We start from the raw sequence: 22,221 nt of genomic DNA, 5'->3' as shown, positions 1-22,221 counted from the left end.
GGTTCCCGGGGCGGGCCCCTAGCCTCAGGGCCTCAGGGACTCAGGGCCTCCCAGCCTCAGCGTCTCAGGACCTCGGCGTCTCAGGGCAGCACGGCCGCCGCGGACTCGGCCATCGGCGGCACCAGCGCCCAGACCCGGGCCGCGGCCAGCGGCTGCACGGTCAGCGCCCGCCCGTCCGCCAGGCGCTCGTCCATCACCCGCGCGCCGTACACCGGCCCCGACCCCGGCAGCGGCTCCGCGACCACCGCGAAGGCGCCCTCCACGTCGGGCAGCTCGACCTCCTTGGTGCGCGCGGCGGGGATCTCCACCTCGATCGGCTCTGGCGCCTTCCCCTTGCGCGGCAGCATCGTGACGCTCACCCTCCCGGCCGCCTCCGGCGCGCTGAACACCAGCCGGGAGCTCTTCTTGCCGCCCGTACGGTTGCCGGCGACCACGCTGCCCAGGTCGATCGGGGCGGCCCCGGCGGTGAAGCCCACATCGACCCGCTTGCCCGTCCCGGTGGCCGCCACCGCGGCCACGACCGGCACCGGGGAGGTGAGCAGGACCGCGGCGGGCCTGCCGTCCAGGCCGGCGGACAGGTCCATGACGGCGACCGACCCGGCGGGCACCTCGATCGCGTCGTGACCGTCCAGGGCGTAGGTGCCGTCGGGCGTGACGACCCGGACCTCGACGATCACGTCGGTCCCGGCGGGCGAGGCGACCAGCAGGTCGCGCCGGCCCCCGCCGCCGGGGACGCCGGGCACCACGACCCGGGTGGCCGGACCCGCGGAGAGCGGCAGCCAGTCGACGCCCCGCCCCCCGCTCATGACCGCGTGGGCCGCCGCGGTGACCCGGCCGAAGGCGGTGCTCACCTCGACGGCCATGACCAGCGGGGAGGGGGCGATGTCACGCAGCCTGATCGCGCGGCTCTCACCCGGCTCGATCATGATCGTGTCGCCGGAGCCGCCGGCCACCGGGCCCTCGCCGGAGTAGACCGTGATCTCCACGCCGGCCGGGGCGAGGTCGGCGTTGGCGAGGTGGAGCGTGACGTCGGCCGCGGCCGGGCCCGGTCCGACCAGCCAGGCGCTCGCGCCCGGTTCCACGCACCGCACCCCGGCCAGCCCCCGCTGCTCGCCCGAGGTCTCCCGGCGGGTCTGCGCCGCCTCCAGCCCGGCCGCCATGTTCCCGGAGGCCGTCGCGACGATCGGCGGCGATCCCGCCTTCTGTCTCTCCTGCCACAGGCCGCCCGGAACGGTCAGGGTGGCCAGCGTCCTCTCCCCCGCGACCAGCGCGGCGGCGCCCTGCCCGCCGCCGCCCGGCGGGGTGACGACGCCGACGTCGGAGCCGCCGGGGTCGGGGCAGACGACCGTCACGGAGGCCACCGGCACCTTCCGCGGCACGGGGGCGGGCGCGGCGGGGGTCCCGGGCCGGGTCGCGGCGGCGAAGCCGTACAGGACGGCCAGGCCCGAAAGGACGATCAGCACGAGCCGGGGCGGGCCGGAGCGGCGTTCGGCGGAGGCTCTCAACGGGCCACCGCCTTCCCGCCCGCCCGGGAGACGCCCCGGGAGGCGTCCCGTGAGCCTCCCCGGGCGGCGCCCCCGGGATCCCCCGGAGGCTCGCCCGCGGCGGGCTCGTCACGCGCCCCGGGCGCGGCCATGATCGCGACGGCCGCGGCCGTCACCGCCTGGACCCAGAGCCAGGGACCGTGCCACGGATCGTCCGGGGCCGCCGGAAGGGGGGTGACCGGGATCGTCACCTGCCACACGCCCACCCTGCGCGACAGGCTCATCCTGGCCAGCTCGGGCTGGGAGTCCAGCGCGCGGCTGACCCGCGGGTCCACCGGCGAGGCCACCGCGACGAACCGCACCCCGTGGGCGGCCAGCACCCGGACGTCGTCGCCGCCCCGGCCCGAGACCAGCCCGGCCGCGGCGACGGCGACGCGGTCGCGCGGCCCCGCGGGCACGGGGACGTCGGCCTCGCCGACCAGCGGGGTACGGCGGTGCAGCACGGTGAAGGCGAAGCCGCCGCCCCGGGCGCGCAGCAGCAGGGTCAGGTCGCGGTCGCCGGAGTTGACCGCGGCCAGCGCCGGCATCGCGTCCGGAACGTTCCCGCTGATCGGCCCGTCCGCGCCCCGGGCGACCCAGGTGACGGCGGCGAGCAGGGGCGCGGAGCAGGCGGCCGCCACGACGGCGAGCGCGGCGACCCGGCGCGCCCGGCCCGCCGTACCCGCCGTTCCCATCCGGTCCGCCGCGCTCGCCGTACCCGTCCGGCCCGCCGTGCCCGCCGTCAGGAACCTCGCGGCCCGGCGCGCGGCGAGGACAGCCACCGTCAGCATCCCGACGGCGGCGAAGGCGAGCGGCACGCCGGGCCAGGCGGGGCCCTGGACGTCGCCGTTCGGGGAGGCGACGGTGGTACGGCTGACCAGGATCGCGACCAGCAGGCCGAACAGCGCGACCCCCCAGCCGATCGCGGCGACCGGGCGGTCACGGCGCATGACCGTCGTGGCCGTCACGACGACGCAGGCGGCGACGAGCCCGCAGGTCACCCAGGCCGGCGGCACGCCCGGCCCGCCGGGGCCGAGCGCCAGCAGCGTCCCGGCGGGCAGCGCGGGATCGGCGAGGTCGGACCGGTACAGACCGGCTTCCAGCAGCAGCCGCCCCGGATTCGCGGCGATCCCGGCCAGCCAGGGAAGCAGCAGCGCCACGGGGACGCCGGACACGATCGCGACCGAGGCCGCGATGCCCCGGCGCGGGAAGGCCAGCGCGGCCAGCGCGCCGAGGACCAGCACGAGGGGGTAGAGCAGCGGGGCGAAGGCCGTGCCGACGGCCAGCAGGAGGCCGAGCGCCCACGCGGCCCGGCGGGCGCGGCCGTGCTCGCCCGCGAGCACGGTGACGGCCAGCGCCGCGCAGGCGGGCAGCAGCACGAAGACCACGGCGGTGCCGAGCCGTCCCGCGGCGATCGCGCCGGTGGCCACCGGCAGGAGCGCGTAGCAGGCGGCCGGCAGGGCCCGGGCCCACCGGCCGGGGACGAACGGGCGGGCCGCCGCGTAGGCGCACACCCCGGCCAGCGGCACGCAGCCGAGGAGCAGCAGCCAGACCGCGAGCCAGGTCTTGCCCAGCAGCACCGTGGAGACCGCGGCCAGCACCGCGACGTACGGCGGGGCCCACGCGTCGCCGCCCAGCGCCGCCGGACGGGGCCCGCCGGTGTAGAGGTCCCACAGGTCGGACGCCCCGCCGATCACCGGGACGAGCGCGCCCCCGCCCAGCCGGGCGCCGCCGAGCAGGGAGCGCTCGGCGGCCAGCGTGACCGCGGTCAGCGCCAGGAAGAGCAGAACGCCGGGGTTGCCGAGGAACCGCTGCATCCCCCCGGCGTCGGCGAGCAGCTCGTCGCCCTCCTCGGGTGTGGACACCGCGTGGTGGCGGCCCGCGGACTCCGGGATCCCGGCGCCCGACAGGCGGCTCTCCAGCCGCTCGGCCATCCGCCGGTAGCCCGCCCCCGGCGGGGTGAGCAGCCGGGCGACCGCCCGGTGGGACCGCCGCCGCCCCGCGGCGCGGGCCCGCCGGGCCTCCGCCAGCCGGGCGGGGCGGGCGAGCACCGAGCCGAGCGCGGCGATCTCGTCCAGCGCGGCGGCGGGCCGCTTGCCCAGCAGGAGCAGCAGGGCGCGGCAGACGGAGTCGGCGAGGTTGCGGGCCAGCGCCCACGGCAGCGACCGGGACGGCAGGTTCGCCATGACCACGAACACGGCGTTGCGCCGGTCCAGGCGGCGGAGTCGGCCGCCCCTGCCCGGACCGGTGCCGGAGCCTCTGGTGAAGCCGGAACCGAAGCCGATGCCTCCTCTGGTGTCTCCTCCGGTGTCTCCGCCGAACCCGGAGCCGGAGCCGGAACCGGAACCGGAACCGACGCTGACGCGGCGAAGGCGCCGGGTGGCCGCCTCGGCGTGCCAGGCGACGGCGCCGGAGACGTTCCGGACCCGGTACCCGGCGGACCATACCCGCCAGCACAGGTCGAGGTCGTCGCGGAACAACGGCAGGAAGGGGTCGAGCCCGCCCACCTCCTCCCAGACGTCGCGGCGGACGAGCATCCCGGCGGTGGAGACCGACAGCACGTCGCGGTCGGCGTCGTGCTGGCCCTGGTCGTACTCGCGGGGGTCCAGCCCGGTGTCCCTGCGTCCCGTCAGGTCCACGGTGACGCCGATCTCCAGCAGGACCCTCCGGTCCGCCCAGTCGAGGAGCTTGGGGCCGAGCACCGCGATCTCCGGGTCGTCGCCGGCCGCCCGCAGCAGGGCCCGCAGCGCGCCGGGGTCGGGTGCGCAGTCGTCGTGCAGCAGCCAGAGCCACTCCCGCCCGTCCGCCGGGCCGAGCCGGTCGAGCACCGCGGCGACGGCCTCGCCGAAACCGGTCCGGCGGGGCAGGGGAAGCACGGCGTTCGGGCCGAGGACGCCCCTCATCAGCGCGGCGGCGCCGTCGCGGCTGCCGGTGTCCACCCCGACGACGCGGTCCACCGCGCGGGTCTGCCCGAGCAGCGCGTCGAGGGTCTCCCCCAGCCATCGCGCGCCGTCGTGGCAGACGATGATCGCGGTCACGGTGTCGGGGGGCGAGGGTGCGTCGGTGACGGACATGCGTCTCGCGTCCATGAGGGGGTGATGATCGGCGACAACGATACGACACGGCCGTCAGGCCATGTCAGGGGCGGAGAAAAGGTCATGCCCGCCGGGGAAGGATCATGTGCCCGGAAAGGAACACCGGCCTCCCGCACACGACGGCGGGCCGTACGGCGGACGGTCAGGGGGCCCGCGGACGGCGGAGCGCCGTATGGGCGGGCAGGACGAGGACGGGGGCGGAGACGACGCGGACACACGCGGACATGAGCGGAGAGGACGTGAGGGCGGAGAGGACAGAGGGCGGAGGCGTGAGCGGAGAGGACGTGAGCGTGGGCGCGGGCCTGAGAGGAGATGACGTGAGCGGGCAGGACGCGGGCGCGAAAAAGGGCCACGCGCCCCCCACGGTCACGTGACCCTTCGTCATGTCACCGGACGCCCTTTCCGGACGCCCTCGTCGTCTGCCGGAACCCTCAGACCGCCTCGCGCTCAGACCGCCTCACGCTTGATCCGGCGGCGCTCGCGCTCCGAGAGCCCTCCCCAGATGCCGAACCGCTCGTCATGCTCCAGCGCGTACTCCAGGCACTCGGCACGCACCTCACATGAGCGGCAGACCTTCTTGGCCTCCCGGGTGGAGCCCCCCTTCTCCGGGAAGAACGCCTCCGGGTCGGTCTGCGCGCACAGCGCGCGTTCCTGCCAGCCGAGCTGCTCCTCGGCGATGCCGTCTTGTGCGATGACCAGGTCGGCCACTGCACACCTCCCTGCCGCCCGCCCGCGAATCCGAGCCCCCCTATGAACGCCTCCCTCCTACCCAGCAGGCGGAAGGCGTAACAACACGTGTGTAATTACACGCGCGTGGCCTGTGTGACGTCAAGCGGCATGCCGATGTCCGGGGAAAGACCCGCTCTCCCCGGTCGGCGTGTCACGGCTCCTCGCCACGAGGGCGAGCGGCAGGCGATCATGACGATCGCCTGGTCGTTCAGTGCTCCCGGCGGTCGGAACCGTACCAGGACATGTTCTGCTCCTGACCGGGGCCCACCCTTTCTCTATCCGTGTTTTCCTCCCCCGTGACCTGCCCCGAGCGCTCCGGCTTGTAGATCGCGGTCGGGTCGATGGTCGGGCGGGAGTCCCACGGCCTGATCCCGGGGTCGGGATCGTTCAGCGGGTCTCCCCGGTAGGCGCCGGAGCCGAGGCGCATCGTCGACTCCTCCTGCGCGTCCCACTGCTCGCCGCCCTGCTGCTGGTACGGCTGCTGCCCCTGCTGCTGGTACGGCTGCGCCGCGGGCGGCGTCTGGTGGGTCTGCGGGTGCCCGAAGGGGTCGTCGTAGCCGCCGGTCTGCGGGCCCGGGGAGCCGGGAGAGGAGCTGTACTCCGGGACGCGCAGCTGCGGCTCGGTCCCCTGCGCCTGCTGGGCGTAGCTCTCCGCCTGCTGGTATGCCTGGGCGATCTGCTGGGAACGGGGGTCCACCGGGGCGGGCGCCTGGTAGGGCGTGCCCTGCTGCTCGGCCTGTCGGGCGAACTCGCCGCCGGAGTATCCGGTGAGCGGCTGGCCGTAGTTCTCCGGCGGCTGCGGGAAGGACTGCTGCGGCCGGCCGTCGAAGGCGGTGTGCGCCCCGGCCTCGGCCGGCGGGGAGTAACTCTCCTGCGGGGGCGTGTAGAACGGCGTCTGCTGCTCGGCCTGCGGAGCGTGGCCGCCGCCCGTCCCGCCCTCGGCCTGTTGCCGGTCGTAGCCGGGCAGCCCGCCGTCGGCCGGGCGGTCGTAGCCGGGGAACCGCTGCTCGCCGTGGGCCGGGAGCCGGCCGTGGTCGGCCTGGACGGCGTAGGGGGCGGGCTGCTCGTACGGCGCGGCCGTGTGCTGGACGTCGGCCGCCACGTACGGACCGGGTGCGTACGGCTGCTCGGCCGGGGCGGCGGAGGCCTGCGGGGGCAGGGAGGGCTGCGTCGGGGCCGGGTTGTAGACCGGAGGCTGCGCGCCGTACCCCTGGTCGCCGGTCGGCGGCGCGTAGGCGGCCGGGGCGTGGCCGTCGCCGGAGGGGGCCCCGTAGGAGGAGGCGTAACCCTCACCGCCCTGCGACGCGTAGGCCGGGGCGTGCCCGTCGCCGGACGGCGACGCGTAGGAGGGGGCGTGTCCCTCACCGGCCTGCGGGTAGGCCGACGCGTGTCCCTCGCCCGGCTGCGCCGGGTAGGCGGTGGTCGCGGCGGACCGGAGATGCTCCTCGGACCCGTGACCGCCGCCGTGCCCCTCGGAGGCCATCGGGTTCTGGGCGTCCTGGGAGCCCTGGGTGCTCTGCGCGGGCGGGAGGGCCGGCAGGCCCCGGAGGTGCTGGGGCTGGACGTGGGGGCCGGGCTGGGCCTCCTGCGGGCGGAAGCCCTGCTGCGTGCCCTGGTCCGGGAAGCCCTGGTCCGGGAGGCCGTGCTGGGCGGCGGACATCTGCTCGGCGGGACCCTGCGGAACCCCCGGCCCCTGGAAGCCCTGCCGGCCCTGGGGGAAGCCCTGCTGACCCTGGTGCCCCTGGCCCTGGTGCCCCTGCTGGCCCTGGAAGGCGGCCTCCTGCGGCTGGAAACCCTGCTGGGGGGCCTGCGGGAAGCCCTGCTGGGGGGCCTGCGGCGAGCCGGGCTGCTGGGCCGGGTTCTGCGGGAAGCCCGGCGGGAACGGCTGGTCCTGCTGGACCCCCGCGTGCCCGGCCTGCGGAGGCGCCGGGAAGGACTGCTCCTGCGGGCGCTGTTCCTGCATGCCGCCCAGGCCGCCGACGGCGCCGAGGCCGTTCCCCTCGGTGAACCCGGCGGGCCGGGTCCTGGGAGCGGCGGCGGTCATCCGGGGCAGCAGGTGGAGCAGCCCGACGGCGGCGAGCGCCAGCGCCGGAACGCTGAGGAGGAGGAACTCCAGCAGGCCCATCACGCTGTCACCGGCGAACAGCCCGCCGATCAGGCCGATCGCGCCGAACAGCGTCATCAGGCCGAGGGCGGCCACGGCCACCTGGGTCATGAGCTTCAGCCGTGCGACCGGCGGGCCGAAGTGGCTTCCGAGCAGGACGCCGCCGACGAGGAGCGCGACGAGCACCGGGGAGGTGAGGCCGCTCAGGACCGCCTGCGCACGGACGGCGAAGGTCGCCTCGCTGGAGCCGGAGAATCCGAACAACAGCCGTATGACGCCGAAAAGGACGCTCAGGGCCGCCGTGGCGACCATGAGCCACGCGGCCGGTCCGCGGAGCCGGTCAGCCTCGACGTTGTTCACAACTACCCCCACCGGGTCGTCAGGTAAATCCGAGCCAGTTTTGCACATGGCCGACTTACGTGTCGGAACTCTCCGCAACCTCGCCAGCCCCACAAGCCAACCATTAAGGACACTGTCATATATTTCGGACAGCCATATCGGCCCTCCCGCCTGCGCGGACGGCCCTCGCAACGATCACGACAAGGCGGCCGCCGCCCCGCGCAGATTTTGCCGGACCGGCGGCCACGAGGCAGTGGAAGACTGGACGTCATGCGCATCGTGTCCCTCGCCGGCGGTATCGGCGGCGCCCGCTTCCTGCGCGGCCTGCGCGCCGCGGCCCCCGACTCGGAGATAACGGTCATCGGCAACACCGGTGACGACATCGTCCTGTACGGCCTCCAGGTCTGCCCCGACCTGGACACCGTGATGTACACCCTCGGCGACGGCATCGACGAGGAGCAGGGCTGGGGCCGGCGTGACGAGTCGCACGCCGTCAAGGAGGAGCTGGCCGCCTACGGCGTCGAGCCCCAGTGGTTCGGTCTGGGCGACCGCGACTTCGCCACCCACATCGTGCGCACCCAGATGCTGCGGGCCGGGTATCCGCTGTCCGCGGTCACCGAGGCCCTGTGCGCCCGCTGGGAGCCGGGCGTGCGGCTGATCCCGATGACCGACGACCGCGTCGAGACCCACGTGGTCGTCTCCGACGAGCAGGGCCGCCGGGCGATCCACTTCCAGGAGTGGTGGGTGCGGATGCGCGCGTCCGTCCCGGCCGAGCGGATCGTCCTGGTCGGCGCCGACGAGGCCCGGCCCGCCCCCGGTGTGCTGGAGGCCGTCGCCGAGGCCGACGCGGTGATCCTGCCGCCGTCCAACCCGGTGGTCAGCATCGGCACGATCCTGCAGATCAAGGGCATCCGGGAGGCTCTTGAGGGCAAGACGGTGGTCGGTGTCTCCCCCATCGTCGGCGGCGCCCCGGTCCGCGGCATGGCCGACGCCTGCCTCACCGCGATCGGCGTGGAGACCACCGCCCAGGCCGTCCTGGAACTGTACGGCTCGCCGCTGCTGGACGGCTGGCTGGTCGCCGAGGAGGACGCCGGGGTCCGGCTCGACGGCGTCCGCGTCGAGGCCCGTCCCCTGATCATGCACGACATCGAGGCGGCGGCCGCGATCGCCCGCGCCGCGCTCGACATGGTCACCGGCCTCGCGGCCTCCCGCGGCCAGGCCGCCGGAGCACCGGACGACGCCGGGACACGAGACGAAGTCGCCGGAGCACCGGACGACGCCGGGGCACGGAGTGAGGCCGCCGGGACGCGATACGAAGAGGAAAGATGAGCAGGACCCGCCGCAAGCAGGACGAACAGCCCGTCGAGACCAGGTTGGAGATCTTCCCCGTCCCCGGGCTGCCCGAGGTGCGGGAGGGGGACGACGTCGGCGCGCTGATCGCCGCGGCCATGCCCGACCTCCGTGACGGCGACATCCTCGTGGTCACCTCCAAGATCTCCAGCAAGGCCGAGGGCCGGGTCCGCCGCGGTGTCGGCCGGTCGGAGGCCATCGCCGACGAGACCCGGCGGGTCGTCGCCCGGCGGGGCGAGACGGTGATCGCCGAGACTTCGCACGGGTTCGTGATGGCCGCCGCCGGGGTGGACGCCTCCAACTCCGAGCCCGGCACCGTCGTGCTCCTCCCGGTCGACCCCGACGCCTCCGCCGTGGCCGTCCGCAGGAGCGTCCGGGAGCGGCTCGGCGTTTCGGTCGCGGTGATCGTCTCCGACACCTTCGGCCGCCCCTGGCGCAACGGCCAGACCGACATGGCCGTGGGCGTGGCCGGGATGCCCGCCGTACTCGACTACCGGGGCCTGTCCGACGACTACGGCAACCCGCTGGAGGTGACCCTGACCGCGATCGCCGACGAGTTCGCCGCCGCCGGCGACCTGGTCAAGGGCAAGATCGCGCAGACCCCGGTGGCGGTGATCCGCGGCATGGCGGAGTACACCACCGAGGAGGACGGGCCGGGCGTGCGGGAGCTGGTCCGCCAGTCCGAGGACGACATGTTCCGGTACGGCTCGCGCGACGTGGTCTTCGCCCGCCGTACCGTCCGCGGGTTCGCGGCCGAGCCGGTGGACGGCGCCAAGGTCCGCCGGGCGGTGGAGGCGGCGATCGCCGCCCCGGCGCCGCACCACACGACGCCCTGGCGGTTCGTGCTGCTGGAGTCGGCCGGGGCCCGCCTGCGGCTGCTCGACGCCATGCGGGAGGCGTGGATCTCCGACCTGCGGGGCGACGGCTTCTCCGAGGCGTCGATCGAGCGGCGGATCAGGCGCGGGGACGTCCTGCGGGCCGCGCCGTACCTCGCGGTGCCCTGCCTGGTCATGGACGGCTCGCACACCTACCCCGACCCGCGCCGCGCGGCGGCCGAGCGGGAGATGTTCGTGGTCGCAGCGGGCGCGGGGGTGCAGAATTTCCTGGTCCAGCTCGCGGTGGAGGGCCTGGGGTCGGCCTGGGTGTCGTCCACCATGTTCTGCCGCGACGTGGTCCGCGAGGTGCTGGACCTGCCCGCGACGTGGGATCCGATGGGCGCCGTGGCGATCGGCCGCCCGGCCGCGCCGCCGCGCGAGCGGGCGCCGAGGAAGGCGGACGACTTCATCGCGGTCCGCTAGGTTCCGTGGATCTTCGCCACGGCGAGGAGGTCCGCGGAACAGAGCCTCGACGAGCAGGTCCGGCGCCCCCCGTGGCGCCCGTGGCCCGCACGGACTCGGATCCACCCGCCTGGACGGCGCACCGTGCGCCACTCATCGCACACGAGGAGTAGCGGCCGCCGCAGGGGGCATGACGTCTCGGTGAGTGAGTCCCCGGAGTCCGGCTACCGCCATGGTGACGGGCTGACGCAGCCCCCGGTGGAGCCGGAGCCCGAGCTTGAGGACGCCTTCGACCGCCTGGTCGACGAGGGTTCGGGGCGGCTGGCGCGGCCGTGGTCGACGCTGGTGGTGACCGGCCTGCTCGGCGGGATCGACATCGGCACCGGGGTGCTGGCGTACCTGCTGGTCGAGGAGGCGACCGGGTCCACGATTGTGGCCGGGCTGGCGTTCAGCATCGGTTTCGTCGCGCTGGTGCTGGCCCGTAGCGAGTTGTTCACCGAGAACTTCCTGGTACCGGTGGCCGCGGTCGCGGCCCGGCACGGATCTCTGGGCGGACTGGCCAGATTGTGGGCGGTGTCGCTGGTGGCCAACCTGGCCGGTGGGTGGGGAATCGCCTGGTTGATCATGCAGGCCTTTCCCCGGCTGCATCTGACCGCCGTGAAGGCCGGCACCCACTTCGCGGAGCTGGGGGTGAACCTGCGTTCGTTCTCTCTCGCGGTGCTGGCCGGCATGGTGATCACGCTGATGACCCGGATGCAGCACGCCACCGACGACATCGGGGTCCGGTTGGTGCCCGCCGTGCTGTTCGGCGCCCTGCTGGCCGGCGGTCAGCTGTTCCACAGCGTGCTGGACTCGATCCTGATGTTCGCCGCCCTGATCACCGGCCGGGCCCCGTTCGGCTACCTGGACTGGCTGGCGGCGTTGGGCTGGGCCATCCTGGGCAACCTCGTCGGCGGCGTCGGGCTGGTGACCTTCCTGCGGCTGGCGCGGGTGCCGCACCGCCTCGCCGAGGAACGCGGCCACCGGCATTGACGACGCGCCGCGGCGGAGTCCGCGGCCCGGGGCCCCGGGCCGGGAGCGGAACCGGTGTTCCGGGCCCGGAACACCGGGGCTGGGAATCCCGCCCTTCCGACAAGAAAGATTGTCGGATACAGTGGTGGCATGCTTGATGTGGCGGTGATCGACGACCCGGCCGCGGCCGAGGTCTCCCTGGACCCGATCCGGGTCCGGCTGCTGGCCGAGCTGGCCGAGCCGGCCTCGGCCACCATGCTGGCCGCCAAGGTCGGCCTGCCCCGCCAGAAGGTCAACTACCACCTGAAGACCCTGGAGCAGCACGGCCTGGTGGAGCTCGTCGAGGAGCGCAGGAAGGGCAACGTCACCGAACGGGTGATGCGCGCCACCGCCTCCTCCTACGTCATCTCCCCGGTCGCGCTGGCCTCGGTGGCGCCCGACCCGTCGCGCGCGCCCGACCGGCTGTCGGCCCGCTGGCTGCTGGCCGTCGCCTCCCGGCTGGTGCGCGACGTGGGCGAGCTGATCAGTGGCGCGACCAGGGCGAACAAGCGGGTGGCGACGTTCGCCATCGACGGTGAGGTGCGCTTCGCCTCCGCGGCCGACCGCGCCGCCTTCGCCGAGGAACTGTCCGGCGCGGTCACCGCGCTGGTCGCCAAATACCACGACGAGACCGCCGAGGGCGGGCGGCCCCACCGCCTCATCGTCGCGATTCATCCGCGCGTCGACCCAGAATCGGTGCAGACTCGGACCACCGGGTCCGACGGCACCGAGGAGAGTTGATGCTGCACGAGTTCGATCTGCACAAGGAGATCACCCTTCCCGCCACCCCCGAGGAGGTCTGGGAGGCCATCGCGACCGGTCCCGGCATCGACTCGTGGTTCATGGGACGCAACGAGGTCCTCGGGGGTGAGGGCGGCAGCACACGGCTGACCGTCGGCGGCATGACCGAGGGCTCGACCATCACCGCCTGGGAGCCGGGCAAGCGGTTCGCCCACCGCGGCGAGGAGGCCCCCGACGGCAGGTTCATGGCCTTCGAGTACCTCATCGAGGGACGCGACGGCGGCAGCACCGTGCTGCGACTGGCGCAGAGCGGCTTCCTCGGCGACGACTGGGAGGCCGAGTACGAGGCCATGCAGGAGGGCTGGGACATGTACCTCCACACCCTGGCCGCCTACCTGCTCCACTTCCCCGGCCGCACCGCCACGGCCGTCGTCTCCGCCTTCCGCCCGGGCTCCGCCGACCAGGACCGCGCCTGGTCGCTGCTCACCGGCGCGCTCGGCCTGCCCGGCGACCCCGCCGCCGGCGACCCGGCCCGCGTCACGGTGGACGGGCTCGCCCCGGTCGAGGGCGTGGTCGACTACGCCGCCGGACCGTCCCTGCTGGGCGTGCGCACCGCCGACGGCCTCTACCGGTTCATCCACTCCGGCCCGACGCGGGGCGACGCGATGGTCCTGGGCCACCACCTGTTCGCCCCCGACGCCGACGCCGCCAAGGCCGAACGCGCCTGGCAGGACTGGCTCACCGCCCTGTTCTCCTGATCACCGGCCTGTCCCACCCGGAAGCCGGCCCATCCGCCGCTGGGTCCTCTCCCGCGAGAGGGCTCGCGGCGGATGCGTATCACGGTCGCCTATCCGTGTCGCGATCTGGACGGGCGTGGAGTCACCCGTTTTCGTCCCTGGACGCGTCCGCTTCCCGCTCACCGATGCCCAGCGCGACCAGTAGACGCCACACGTCGGTGGACGGATCACGATGGAGGATCGGGCAGTCCGGGGCGTGCCCGGAACGGGCCGTCCACATCCGTGGTGACCACGGCCCGGCATCGCGGCCGACCGGCTCGAACCGCGCGCCATCGGGATCACAGTCTCCCCGGGCACAGGAGCCGACCAGGCTCCGGGCGTGTTTCACCGCTCTCCCCTCCTTCGAATTCAGGGCGTCACGCCGGGCTCCTCTGACATTCTTGTCGCCTCTCCTGTCGTAGTCCTTGAAGGCGTCGGCGCCCTTCGCCCGCCGTAGCTTCTCGACCACGAGTCCGCTGCTGCCGCTCTGTGCCCCGGCGAACGGCTGGAAGTGAAGCAGAAGCCACAGATCGAACGACGGATGCGAGAACGCAACCTCGACTTTCGACTCGGCCGCGACTCTGATCGCCTGTGGGATGTCATCCCACTGATCGCGGTCGAAAAGCGCCCATGCCTCGTCCTCACGGGCGACCTTCCGGGCGGCCTCGACGACCCCAGAAGGGGTCATCCCGTTCTTACGGAAGACTGGCTGGATCTTGAAAGACCGCCTCTTCCGGTCGTCGCCGTCTCCGAACCGCTCGTTCAGGTACTCCAGGTAGTCCGGCTCCGTGGACTCACCCTCGCAGGCCACATACAGCACTCGTACCCCGCGCGAGCGCGAACCGGATCTCGGAGCCAGTGACCGCTCGTCCTCCAGGCGTCCACGCCTTCTCCGTGCCGTCCGCCTCTCGCCCTTCCCCATCGGTCCGCTCACGTCCCCATCGGTCCGCTCACGCCGTCGCCTTCGTCTCACGTCCGGACAGCCCGCGGACGATCTTCCCGGCGGTGACCCGGGGTACTCCGCCGTAACGACCGCGCAGATAACCTCGCTCCAGGTTCTCCTCCTTGCGGGGCTTGGCCTCCGTAAGCGGGTAGATCTCCGTCTCCCCCGAGCCCCGCTTCGCTGTGATCCACACCTGGTCACGGTTGAGCGGCCGGTCGAGCACCTCACTGCCTAGCAGGGTCGCGTCATGCGTCGTGAAGATGAGCTGGGCTCCGTGCGGGTTGGATGCGGGATCCTGGAAGACCCGCACGACCTCGGCCGCGAGCGCCGGATGAAGGCTGGAGTCCAGTTCGTCCACCAGCAGGACCGATCCCTGGTCGAGCGCGGTGAGCATGGGCCCCAGGAAGGCGAACCAGGCATGGGTTCCCATGGACTCCTCCGCGTGGAAGTCCAACGGCGTCTCCCCGCCGTCCGGAGTACGGTGCCACAACCTGACCTCGCCGGTCTCGGGGTCCGTGTCGAGGCGGGTGATTCCCAGATCTGCCGCTTGCAGCAGCTCCGCGATCCGTTGACGGTGGTCTCCCTCCTGGCTCGGGTGAGCCAGGCGCCATCTGGTCCAGCGCAGCCGGGTCTCGATGTCTCTGCCCGGAGACACCGGCCACAGATGGCTCAGAAACCACCCGTGCACCGCCGACAGCTGGGGATCGTTGAGAGTCGCGCCAACCGACAGGAACAGGGCGTTCGGACGGGTCAGCCGGACCAAGGCGTCCCGCTCTCCCCTGAAACCCTCCCCTCGGAAGACGAACTCCCCGCCCTCCGCCTCCGGGCGGCCCGCCTCCCGGTCGAACCAGACATTGCGGCGGCCGTGCGGGTACGCGTGCAACCATTCCGCCTCCACCCGCTCGTCCGACAGTTCGAAGCCGTAGGTGTAACGGACGGGGTCCCGGCCCATCACGAGATCGATCTCGAACAGCGTCGTCTCCCTGCGGGAGGCGGGATCGAGCTTGAAAGGCTGGCGGGGAACCGCCTCCGGGATCTTGGCCCAGTCGGCGAAAGAGTCGCGCACAGCGTCACGCATGAGCTGGAAGCCGCTGAGCAGGTTGGACTTTCCCGACGCGTTGGCCCCGAACACGCCTACCACCGGCTGCACCGAGACGTCCCGCCCCCGGTACTTGAGACCGGTCTTCCGAGCCGAGCCCTCGTCGAACTCCGTGGCGATCAAGGACAGTTCGTGCTCGTCGCGGACGGACCGGTGGTTAGCCAGCCTGAAGCGGATCAGCACCGTTGAACCTCCCTACCAGAACAGGGAATTCCGTCCCGTCATCTACCCTCTAACGCAGAAAACCTGCACAGGAAATCATATGGCAGCTACTTATCGGATGTCAGCGAGTGACTCGCGGTCGCCAAGGTCCCGTGGCGCCGTACCATCATCCGGTGCCGAGCTCTCACCGGTTCATCCACTCCGGCCCGGAGGGGGGCGACGCGATGGTCCTGGGCCACCACCTGTTCGCCCCCGACGCCGACGCCGCCAAGGCCGAACGCGCCTGGCAGGACTGGCTCACCGCCCTGTTCTCCTGATCGGCCGGGGATCTCCTCCTCATCACTCCCGACCCTGTAATAGATCCGGAAATCCGGACATGGGTGGGTGTTGACCACTCAAGTGAGGAGACCGGATGGGAAGGGATCCCGAGCGCCGGTTCGTGGAGATCTACGAGTCCGCCTACGCCTCCATCCTCGGATACGCCCTGCGCCGTTGCCCCGACCCCGACGACGCCGCCGACGTGGTGGCCGAGACGTTCACGGTCGCGTGGCGGCGGATCGACGAGGTGCCCCAGGGGGAGGAGGCCAGGCTGTGGCTGTTCGGCGTGGCCCGGCGGGTGCTGGCCAACCACCGGCGCGGTGAACGGCGGCACGGGCAGCGGACGGCGGTGCTGCGCGGGCAGCTCGCCGCCTCACCGGTGCTCGATGAGCCGTCCGTCGAGGACTACTCGCGGGTCGGGAACGTCCTGCGCGGCCTGTCGGACGGCGACAGGGAGCTGCTGACCCTCGTCGCGTGGGAGAACCTCGACACGCGGGAGATCGCCCGCGTCCTCGGCGTCTCCCGCAACGCCGCGGCCGTCAGGCTCTACCGCGCCCGCAGGCGCTTCGCACGCGACCTGGCCAAGGCCGGGATCGACCACCCGGGCCTCATCGCCGTCGAAGGGAGACCGCTGTGAACATCGCCGACCTCGCACGGGTGCGGAACGACGACCTGGCCCGGGATCCGGCAGGGCAGGCCACGGGCGCCGGGGCGCGTGCGCTGATGGAATCGATCATGTCGGAGGAGCGGGCGCCGGCCGGGCGGCCGCGCCGGAGCCCGCCGATCCGGCGCGGCCTGACGCTGGGCGCCGCCGCCGGGCTGGCGGCCGCGCTGGTCGTCGGAGTCGGGCTGCCCTGGGGCGGCCCCGCCACGGAGTACGCCAACGCGGCCGTCTCACTGAAGCGGACCGACAGGTATCTCACCGTCTCCGTCACCGACCCCGACGCCGACGCGGCGGCCTTCGCGGAGGCGTTCAAGGCCGTCGGGCTGGACGCCACCGTGGAGAAGATCCCGGTGCCGCCCCGGATGGTGGGCAAGATGTTCGGCCCCGACCTGGTCGGGGACCTCCCGCCGGGCACGGGGGTGACCTACGAGCCGGAGGGACCCTGCGGATCCGCGTGGTGCGGAAAGGTGACCTTCCCCGCGGACTACACCGGGAAGATCTCCGTGAGCATCGGCCGCCCGGCCGCGCCCGGCGAGCCCTACGCGGGCCTGTCCACCGTCAACGAGGCCGTCGACACCGCGTCCGTGGACGGCTATCCGGTGAAGGGCAGGACGGTCGCGGAGGTCAGGGCCGAACTGGCCCGGCGCGGGCTGAAGATCCGGTACTTCCTGATGGAGAACAACGCCGACGGCAGCGGCGTCAGCTCCCCCGTCGGCCCGGACCGGATCAAGGACGACTACATCGTCGCGATGGCCACGCCGTACAGCTCCGACACCGTGGAACTGCACGCCGGCCCGGACTCCAACCCGTTCCTACGCGATCTTCGCCGCGGGGACTGAGCCGGTCGGGCCGGGCGCCCCATGCCGAGCCGGTCGGGCCGGGCGCCCGGTGCCGATCCGGGCGTCCGGCACCGAGCCGAGCGTCCGGATCAGCGCGTCTCCAGCGGGAGCGGGGACCGTACGCTGCGGCAGACGCCGTCGCTCGCCGCGGCGGCGGCCAGCCGTTCCGCGTCCGGCACGCCGTAGGAGGTGGTGCGCTGGCGGACCGGGCGGCCGGTGGGGGCGACCATCGCCGCGATCTCGGTGATCGTCTTGAAGGAGCCGTTCTCGGAGCCGGCCATGCGGCTGATCGTCTCCTCCATCAGCGTGCCGCCGAGGTCGTTGACGCCGCCCTGGAGCACCTGGCGGCACAGGTCGTCGCGGAGCTTGACCCAGGAGCACTGGACGTTGGCGATCGCGCCGTGCAGCAGGACGCGGGCCAGCGCGTGCACGGCCCGGTTCTCCCGCGCCGTCGGGCCGGGCCTGGCGATCCCGGCGAGGTAGATGGGGGCGCTGGTGTGGACGAACGGCAGCGGCACGAACTCGGTGAAGCCGCCGGTCTCCTCCTGGATGCGGCGGATCAGCCGGATGTGCCGCACCCAGTGGGCGTGGGTGTCCACGTGGCCGTACATCATCGTGGCCGTCGTCGGGATGCCGAGCCGGTGGGCGGTGGTGATCACCTCGACCCACTCGGCGGCGGGCAGCTTGCCCTTGGTCAGCACCCACCGCACGTCGTCGTCGAGGATCTCGGCGGCGGTCCCCGGCAGGGAGTCCACGCCCGCCTCCCTGGCCCCGGCGAGCCACTCCTCGACGGACACGTTCAGCCGGCTCGCGCCGTTGACGACCTCCATCGGCGAGAAGGCGTGCAGGTGCATGTCCGGCACCCGGGCCTTGACCGCGCGGGCGAGGTCGAAGTAGGCGTCGCCCGGCATGTCGGGGTGGATGCCGCCCTGCATGCACACCTCGGTCGCCCCGGCCTCCCAGCCCTCCCAGGCGCGGTCGGCGACCTGCTCCAGGCTGAGCGTGTAGGCGTCGGCGTCGGTACGGCGCTGCGCGAAGGCGCAGAACCGGCAGCCGGTGTAGCAGACGTTGGTGAAGTTGACGTTCCGGTTGACGACGTAGGTCACGTCGTCCCCGGCGGCCTGGCGGCGCAGGTCGTCGGCGATCCGGCACAGCTCGTCGAGAGCGGCGTCGTCCGCGCCCGCGCCGTCGGCGTCGCCGGCGGTGTCGAGGAGGACGAGCGCCTGCTCCTCGGTCAGCCCGGCGGGGTCGGACGCGGCCCGCCGCAGCGCCTCCGACACCTCCCCCAGCAGCGCCGCGGGCGCCCGCCCGGCGCGGTCCCCGGACGGCGGGCCCGCGGGCAGGCGGTCCCTCAGGGCGTCCCAGTCGCCGTAGACGTGGTCGAAGTCGTCGCGGCGGTCGCGGCTGCGCCCCTCGGTGTCCACGGCCGTGTGCAGGTCGGTACGGCCCGCCGCGGCGAACCCGCCGTCCGGCTCCTGCCAGGGGCGGCCCGCCGGCGTCACACCCTCGCGGGCCAGGCCGGTCTCCGGGTCGGCGAGGGCGGCCACGTGCCCGGCGAGCCGGGGGTCGAGCCACGGCTCGCCGGCCAGCACGTACTCGGGGTAGATCGTCAGCCGCTCGCGCAGGGCGAACCCGGCGGCGGCGGTGCGGGCGGCGAGGTCGTCGATCTGCGGCCAGGGGCGTTCGGGGTTGACGTGGTCGGGCGTCAGCGGGGAGACGCCGCCCCAGTCGTCGATGCCGGCCCGGATCATCAGGGCGTGCTCGCCGTCCACCAGGTTGGGCGGGGCCTGCAGCCGCACGCGCGGCCCGAGCACCAGCCGGGCCACCGCGATCGTGGCGGCGAGTTCCCGCAGGTCGGCGTCGGGCATGCCGCGCATCGCCGTGTCGGGCTTGGCGCGGAAGTTCTGGACGATGACCTCCTGGAGCCCGCCGTACTCGCGGGCCACGGCGCGCAGCGCGAACAGCGACTCGGCGCGCTCGGCGACGGTCTCGCCGATGCCGATGAGGACGCCGCTGGTGAACGGCACGTTCGTGCGCCCGGCGTCCTCCAGGACGCGCAGCCGTACCGCGGGGTCCTTGTCGGGCGAGCCGTAGTGGGGGCCGCCCTTCTCCTCGAACAGCCGCCGCGAGACGGTCTCCAGCATCATGCCCATCGACGGCGCGACCGGCTTGAGCCGCTGCAGGTCGCGCCAGGACAGCACGCCCGGGTTCAGGTGCGGCAGCAGCCCGGTCTCCTCCAGGACCCGGATCGCCATGGCGCGGACGTAGGAGAGGGTGTCGTCGTAGCCGTGGGCGTGCAGCCACTCGCGGGCCTGGGGCCAGCGGTCCTCGGGCCGGTCGCCGAGGGTGAACAGCGCCTCCTTGCAGCCCAGCTCCGCGCCCCGCCGGGCGATGTCCAGCACCTCGTCGGGGCCGAGGTACATGCTCTCCAGCCGGTGCGGGGCGACGGCGAACGTGCAGTAGCCGCACCGGTCGCGGCAGAGCCGGGTCAGCGGGATGAAGACCTTGCGGCTGTAGGTGACGACCCCCGGCCGCCCGGCGGCGGCGAGGCCCGCGTCGCGGACCCGCCCGGCGTGCTCCAGCAGGGCGTCGAGGTGCTCTCCGGTCGCGTGCAGCAGGACGGTGGCCTCGGTGACGTCGAGGGTCTTGCCGTCCCGGGCACGGGCCAGGGCTCGCCGCATCGCGGTGTCGGTGGGGTTCACGCTCATGGGGGCACATTACGGCCCGGCCCCCGGCCCGCCCGCCGCGGGTCCGGATCACCCCCTCGACTCTTCAGCAAAGCTGAATCGTCAAGCCAAGGAACTCTCGATAGACGTAAATGCATGCGTAAACATATATTGGAGGAGTTCCCCCCGGAGATCCCTCACAGGAGTCGATGATGATCTGGTTTCTTCTCGCCCTCGGCCTCGTCGCCGTCCTCGGCCCGCTGGCCGGAGCCGACTCGCGCGACGGCCGTGACTGGCAGCCCACCACGGCCTTCGCGGACCGCCTCCCGGCCAGAACGCTCAGAACGAGCGGAAGTCGCGCGCGGCGAGCCGCGGCCCGCGAGCGGGCGGCCGCTCACCGCACAGCGCCAGCAGCCGGCTGACCCGGTGCCGGTGGCCCCGGTAGGGGGCCAGCAGCCGCAGCATCCCCGCGTCGTCGGTCCGCTCCCGCGCCAGCGACCAGCCGACCAGCGACGGCAGGTGGAAGTCGCCCACCGACACCGCGTCCGCGTCACCGTGCGAGCGCTGCCGCACCTCCGCGGACGTCCACACCCCCACCCCGGGCAGCGCCCGCAGCAGCCGGTCGGCCCCGGCACTGTCCGAGACCGCCTCCAGCTTGGCGGCGTGCCACGCGGCGTTCGCGATCGTCCGCGCCCGTACGGCCTCGGCCCCCGCCCGGTGCCAGTCCCACGAGGGGATCGACCGCCACACCTCGGGGGCGGGGAAGACCCGCATCCCCTCGGGCGCGGGGCCCGGGGCGGGCTCGCCGTACCGGTGCAGCAGCCACCGCCACGCCCGCCACGCCTCGGCCGTCACGACCTTCTGCTCCAGTACGGCGGGCACCAGCGCCTCCAGCACCCGGAACGTGCGCCCGATCCGCAGTCCCGCGTGCCGTCCGGCGGCGACGCGGACCACCTCGTGCGCCGGGACGAGCCCCTCGGGGTCGTCGCCGTCGCCGAGCAGCGCCGGCAGGGTCGAAAGCAGCCATCCGGCCCCCGCTCCCCACGCGGCGCCGCTGACCCGGCCGTGCCGCAGCGAGACCCGGAGGGTGCCGGGCCCGTCGGGGGTACGGGACGTCCGCCAGACCGCCCCGTCGGGGGTCATCCGCCAGGCGGGGTCACCGGCGCCCCGCCGGTGCGGCGCCAGGGTCAGCTCCAGGTCCAGCGGCCGGTCCAGCGGCCACTCACGCCGCTTCGGCCCGCCGCCCGCCGCCGGCCCGGTCCGGACCGGAGCCCCGGTCCCGGAGGGCCGGAGCGCGTCGCCGGCCGGGGCGGGCACCTCGCCAGGAGCCTCCACTGGCCGGACGGCCGCCCCGGAGCCGCCCGCGCCGCGCGGCGGCCAGGCCGAGCCGGGGCCCCTGCGGAAACGCCCTCCCATGCCGCTTCCCGCCGCTGCCCGTGGACCGGGTCAGACGTCGCTGGAGAAGCGGACGGCGCACTCCGGCAGCACCACGCCCGGCCAGAGGCGGCTGCCCGTCAGAAGCTCGTTGCCGGGGCCGACCACCGCGCCGTCGCCGATCACCGCTCCCCGCAGGACCGCGCCCGGGAAGATCTCGGCGCCGATCCCGATCACCGAGTCGACCACCGTCGCCCCCTCGTGGACCACGCACTCGTCGCTCAGCACGCTGCCGGAGACCTGCGCGCCGGACTCCACGACCGCGCGGGCGCCCACCGTCGAGCCGCCCTCGACCTTCGCCTCGGGCGAGATCACCGCGCCGGGCAGGGCGAGGAACTCACCGGTGGGACCGGGCAGGGCCGGCGAGTGGAGGCGGCCGAGGACCAGGTCGCGTGAGCCCTTGACGAACGCGGCGGGCGTGCCCACGTCGAGCCAGTAGGAGGCGTCGGCGTACCCGAGCACCGGAGCGCCCGACTCGATCATCGAGGGGAAGGTCTCCCGCTCGACCGAGACGACCTCGCCGGCCGGAATCGTGTCGATCACCGACCGGGTGAAGACGTAGCAGCCGGCGTTGATCCGGTTGGTGACCGGGTTGGGGGTCTTCTCCAGGAAGGCGGTCACCCGGCCCTCGTCGTCGGTCGGCACGCACCCGAAGCGCGTCGGGTCGTCCACCTCGGTCAGGTGCAGGGTGACGGCGGCCTGCCGCTCAACGTGCAGGGCGACCTGCGCGCCGATGTCGTGGCCGGACAGGATGTCGCCGTTGAGCACCAGCACCGGCGCGTCGGGGCCGCAGGTCAGCGCCTCGGCGGCGTTGCGGATCGCGCCGCCGGTGCCGAGCGGCGTCTCCTCGGTCATGTACTCCAGTGAGAGGCCGAACGCCGAACCGTCCCCGAACGCCTCGGAGAACATCTCCGCCCGGTAGGAGGTGGCGAACACGATGCGCCGCACGCCGAACGACCGGGCCCGCGAGAGCTGGTGCGCGAGAAAGGGAACCCCCGCCGTGGGCAGCAGCGGCTTGGGCGTGCCGAGGGTCAGCGGACGGAGGCGCGTGCCCTGTCCACCGACAAGGAGGATCGCCTCAAGATCCGGCAAAGGGGTTTCCATCATCCCGC

General features: G+C 73.8%; 17 protein-coding genes. 8 read left to right on the top strand and 9 right to left on the bottom strand.

Annotation, left to right across the window (positions count from 1 at the left end):
- Window positions 1-80: 80 nt before the first annotated feature.
- From ACFYSC_RS08945 to ACFYSC_RS08930, 4 genes are all read right to left on the bottom strand, one after another.
- A complete protein-coding gene (locus ACFYSC_RS08945; protein ID WP_389958743.1) occupies window positions 81-1,505 on the bottom strand; it encodes a DUF5719 family protein in 1,425 nt (474 codons plus the stop codon).
- Window positions 1,502-4,612, bottom strand: coding sequence for a glycosyltransferase (locus tag ACFYSC_RS08940; protein WP_389958740.1), 3,111 nt, complete (start codon window positions 4,610-4,612; stop codon window positions 1,502-1,504). The genes ACFYSC_RS08945 and ACFYSC_RS08940 overlap by 4 nt, the downstream gene beginning before the upstream one ends.
- 453 nt (window positions 4,613-5,065) lie before the next feature.
- Window positions 5,066-5,326, bottom strand: coding sequence for a WhiB family transcriptional regulator (locus ACFYSC_RS08935; RefSeq protein WP_179819442.1), 261 nt, complete (start codon window positions 5,324-5,326; stop codon window positions 5,066-5,068).
- A 229-nt stretch (window positions 5,327-5,555) separates the two neighbouring features.
- A complete protein-coding gene (locus ACFYSC_RS08930; RefSeq protein WP_389958737.1) occupies window positions 5,556-7,823 on the bottom strand; it encodes a hypothetical protein in 2,268 nt (755 codons plus the stop codon).
- A gap of 237 nt (window positions 7,824-8,060) precedes the next feature.
- Between ACFYSC_RS08930 and cofD the strand changes: the two genes are divergently transcribed.
- From cofD to ACFYSC_RS08905, 5 genes are all read left to right on the top strand, one after another.
- Complete coding sequence (cofD, locus tag ACFYSC_RS08925; RefSeq protein WP_389958734.1) at window positions 8,061-9,119, top strand: 2-phospho-L-lactate transferase; 1,059 nt, start codon at window positions 8,061-8,063, stop codon at window positions 9,117-9,119.
- Window positions 9,116-10,438, top strand: a complete 1,323-nt coding sequence (locus tag ACFYSC_RS08920; RefSeq protein ID WP_389958731.1) for a coenzyme F420-0:L-glutamate ligase — start codon at window positions 9,116-9,118, stop codon at window positions 10,436-10,438. Before cofD ends, ACFYSC_RS08920 begins: the two co-directional genes overlap by 4 nt.
- A 180-nt stretch (window positions 10,439-10,618) precedes the next feature.
- Entirely contained in the window at window positions 10,619-11,449 is an 831-nt protein-coding gene (locus ACFYSC_RS08915; protein WP_389958728.1) for a formate/nitrite transporter family protein, read from the top strand.
- A 129-nt stretch (window positions 11,450-11,578) separates the two neighbouring features.
- Window positions 11,579-12,208 carry a helix-turn-helix domain-containing protein gene (locus ACFYSC_RS08910; RefSeq protein ID WP_362929096.1) on the top strand — a complete coding sequence of 210 codons (630 nt, stop codon included), beginning with the start codon at window positions 11,579-11,581 and terminating at the stop codon, window positions 12,206-12,208.
- Window positions 12,208-12,966 carry an SRPBCC domain-containing protein gene (locus tag ACFYSC_RS08905; RefSeq protein WP_389958725.1) on the top strand — a complete coding sequence of 253 codons (759 nt, stop codon included), beginning with the start codon at window positions 12,208-12,210 and terminating at the stop codon, window positions 12,964-12,966. Before ACFYSC_RS08910 ends, ACFYSC_RS08905 begins: the two co-directional genes overlap by 1 nt.
- A 121-nt stretch (window positions 12,967-13,087) precedes the next feature.
- Here the strand turns inward: ACFYSC_RS08905 and ACFYSC_RS08900 are convergent, their stop codons facing one another.
- Both ACFYSC_RS08900 and ACFYSC_RS08895 read right to left on the bottom strand, forming a co-directional pair.
- Entirely contained in the window at window positions 13,088-13,804 is a 717-nt protein-coding gene (locus tag ACFYSC_RS08900; protein ID WP_389958722.1) for an RloB family protein, read from the bottom strand.
- A gap of 130 nt (window positions 13,805-13,934) precedes the next feature.
- Window positions 13,935-15,209, bottom strand: a complete 1,275-nt coding sequence (locus tag ACFYSC_RS08895) for an ATP/GTP-binding protein (RefSeq protein WP_389958719.1) — start codon at window positions 15,207-15,209, stop codon at window positions 13,935-13,937.
- A gap of 152 nt (window positions 15,210-15,361) precedes the next feature.
- Here ACFYSC_RS08895 and ACFYSC_RS08890 point away from each other — a divergent pair, with 152 nt between their 5' ends.
- The 3 genes from ACFYSC_RS08890 (at window position 15,362) to ACFYSC_RS08880 (ending at window position 17,009) form a co-directional block, all read left to right on the top strand.
- Window positions 15,362-15,505 (top strand): hypothetical protein, encoded by a 144-nt coding sequence (locus tag ACFYSC_RS08890; RefSeq protein WP_389958716.1) that lies wholly within the window; start codon window positions 15,362-15,364, stop codon window positions 15,503-15,505.
- 95 nt (window positions 15,506-15,600) lie between these two features.
- Window positions 15,601-16,143, top strand: coding sequence for an RNA polymerase sigma factor (locus tag ACFYSC_RS08885; protein WP_389958713.1), 543 nt, complete (start codon window positions 15,601-15,603; stop codon window positions 16,141-16,143).
- On the top strand, window positions 16,140-17,009 hold the full coding sequence (locus ACFYSC_RS08880) for a hypothetical protein (RefSeq protein ID WP_389958711.1): 870 nt from the start codon (window positions 16,140-16,142) through the stop codon (window positions 17,007-17,009). The genes ACFYSC_RS08885 and ACFYSC_RS08880 overlap by 4 nt, the downstream gene beginning before the upstream one ends.
- An 89-nt stretch (window positions 17,010-17,098) precedes the next feature.
- Here the strand turns inward: ACFYSC_RS08880 and ACFYSC_RS08875 are convergent, their stop codons facing one another.
- From ACFYSC_RS08875 to ACFYSC_RS08865, 3 genes are all read right to left on the bottom strand, one after another.
- Entirely contained in the window at window positions 17,099-19,690 is a 2,592-nt protein-coding gene (locus tag ACFYSC_RS08875) for a bifunctional FO biosynthesis protein CofGH (RefSeq protein ID WP_389959257.1), read from the bottom strand.
- 324 nt (window positions 19,691-20,014) lie between these two features.
- A complete protein-coding gene (locus ACFYSC_RS08870) occupies window positions 20,015-21,091 on the bottom strand; it encodes a DNA-3-methyladenine glycosylase family protein (RefSeq protein WP_389958708.1) in 1,077 nt (358 codons plus the stop codon).
- Between the two features lie 30 nt (window positions 21,092-21,121).
- Window positions 21,122-22,216 carry a sugar phosphate nucleotidyltransferase gene (locus ACFYSC_RS08865; RefSeq protein ID WP_389958706.1) on the bottom strand — a complete coding sequence of 365 codons (1,095 nt, stop codon included), beginning with the start codon at window positions 22,214-22,216 and terminating at the stop codon, window positions 21,122-21,124.
- Window positions 22,217-22,221: the final 5 nt, after the last annotated feature.

It is taken from the genome of Streptosporangium sp. NPDC004379 (assembly GCF_042873875.1).
Classification (GTDB): Bacteria; Actinomycetota; Actinomycetes; order Streptosporangiales; family Streptosporangiaceae; genus Streptosporangium.
Note: the sequence above shows the minus strand (reverse complement) of the source record. Positions and strands in the feature narration are given on the sequence as shown.

Bases quoted from the DNA above. Each gene is read 5' to 3' on its own strand.
- ACFYSC_RS08885 (WP_389958713.1), top strand. From the start codon at position 15,601: ATGGGAAGGGATCCCGAGCGCCGGTTCGTGGAGATCTACGAGTCCGCC.
- ACFYSC_RS08875 (WP_389959257.1), bottom strand. From the start codon at position 19,690: ATGCGGCGAGCCCTGGCCCGTGCCCGGGACGGCAAGACCCTCGACGTC.
- ACFYSC_RS08920 (WP_389958731.1), top strand. From the start codon at position 9,116: ATGAGCAGGACCCGCCGCAAGCAGGACGAACAGCCCGTCGAGACCAGG.
- ACFYSC_RS08905 (WP_389958725.1), top strand. From the start codon at position 12,208: ATGCTGCACGAGTTCGATCTGCACAAGGAGATCACCCTTCCCGCCACC.
- ACFYSC_RS08865 (WP_389958706.1), bottom strand. From the start codon at position 22,216: ATGATGGAAACCCCTTTGCCGGATCTTGAGGCGATCCTCCTTGTCGGT.
- ACFYSC_RS08870 (WP_389958708.1), bottom strand. From the start codon at position 21,091: ATGGGAGGGCGTTTCCGCAGGGGCCCCGGCTCGGCCTGGCCGCCGCGC.
- cofD (WP_389958734.1), top strand. From the start codon at position 8,061: ATGCGCATCGTGTCCCTCGCCGGCGGTATCGGCGGCGCCCGCTTCCTG.
- ACFYSC_RS08940 (WP_389958740.1), bottom strand. From the start codon at position 4,612: ATGGACGCGAGACGCATGTCCGTCACCGACGCACCCTCGCCCCCCGAC.
- ACFYSC_RS08910 (WP_362929096.1), top strand. From the start codon at position 11,579: ATGCTTGATGTGGCGGTGATCGACGACCCGGCCGCGGCCGAGGTCTCC.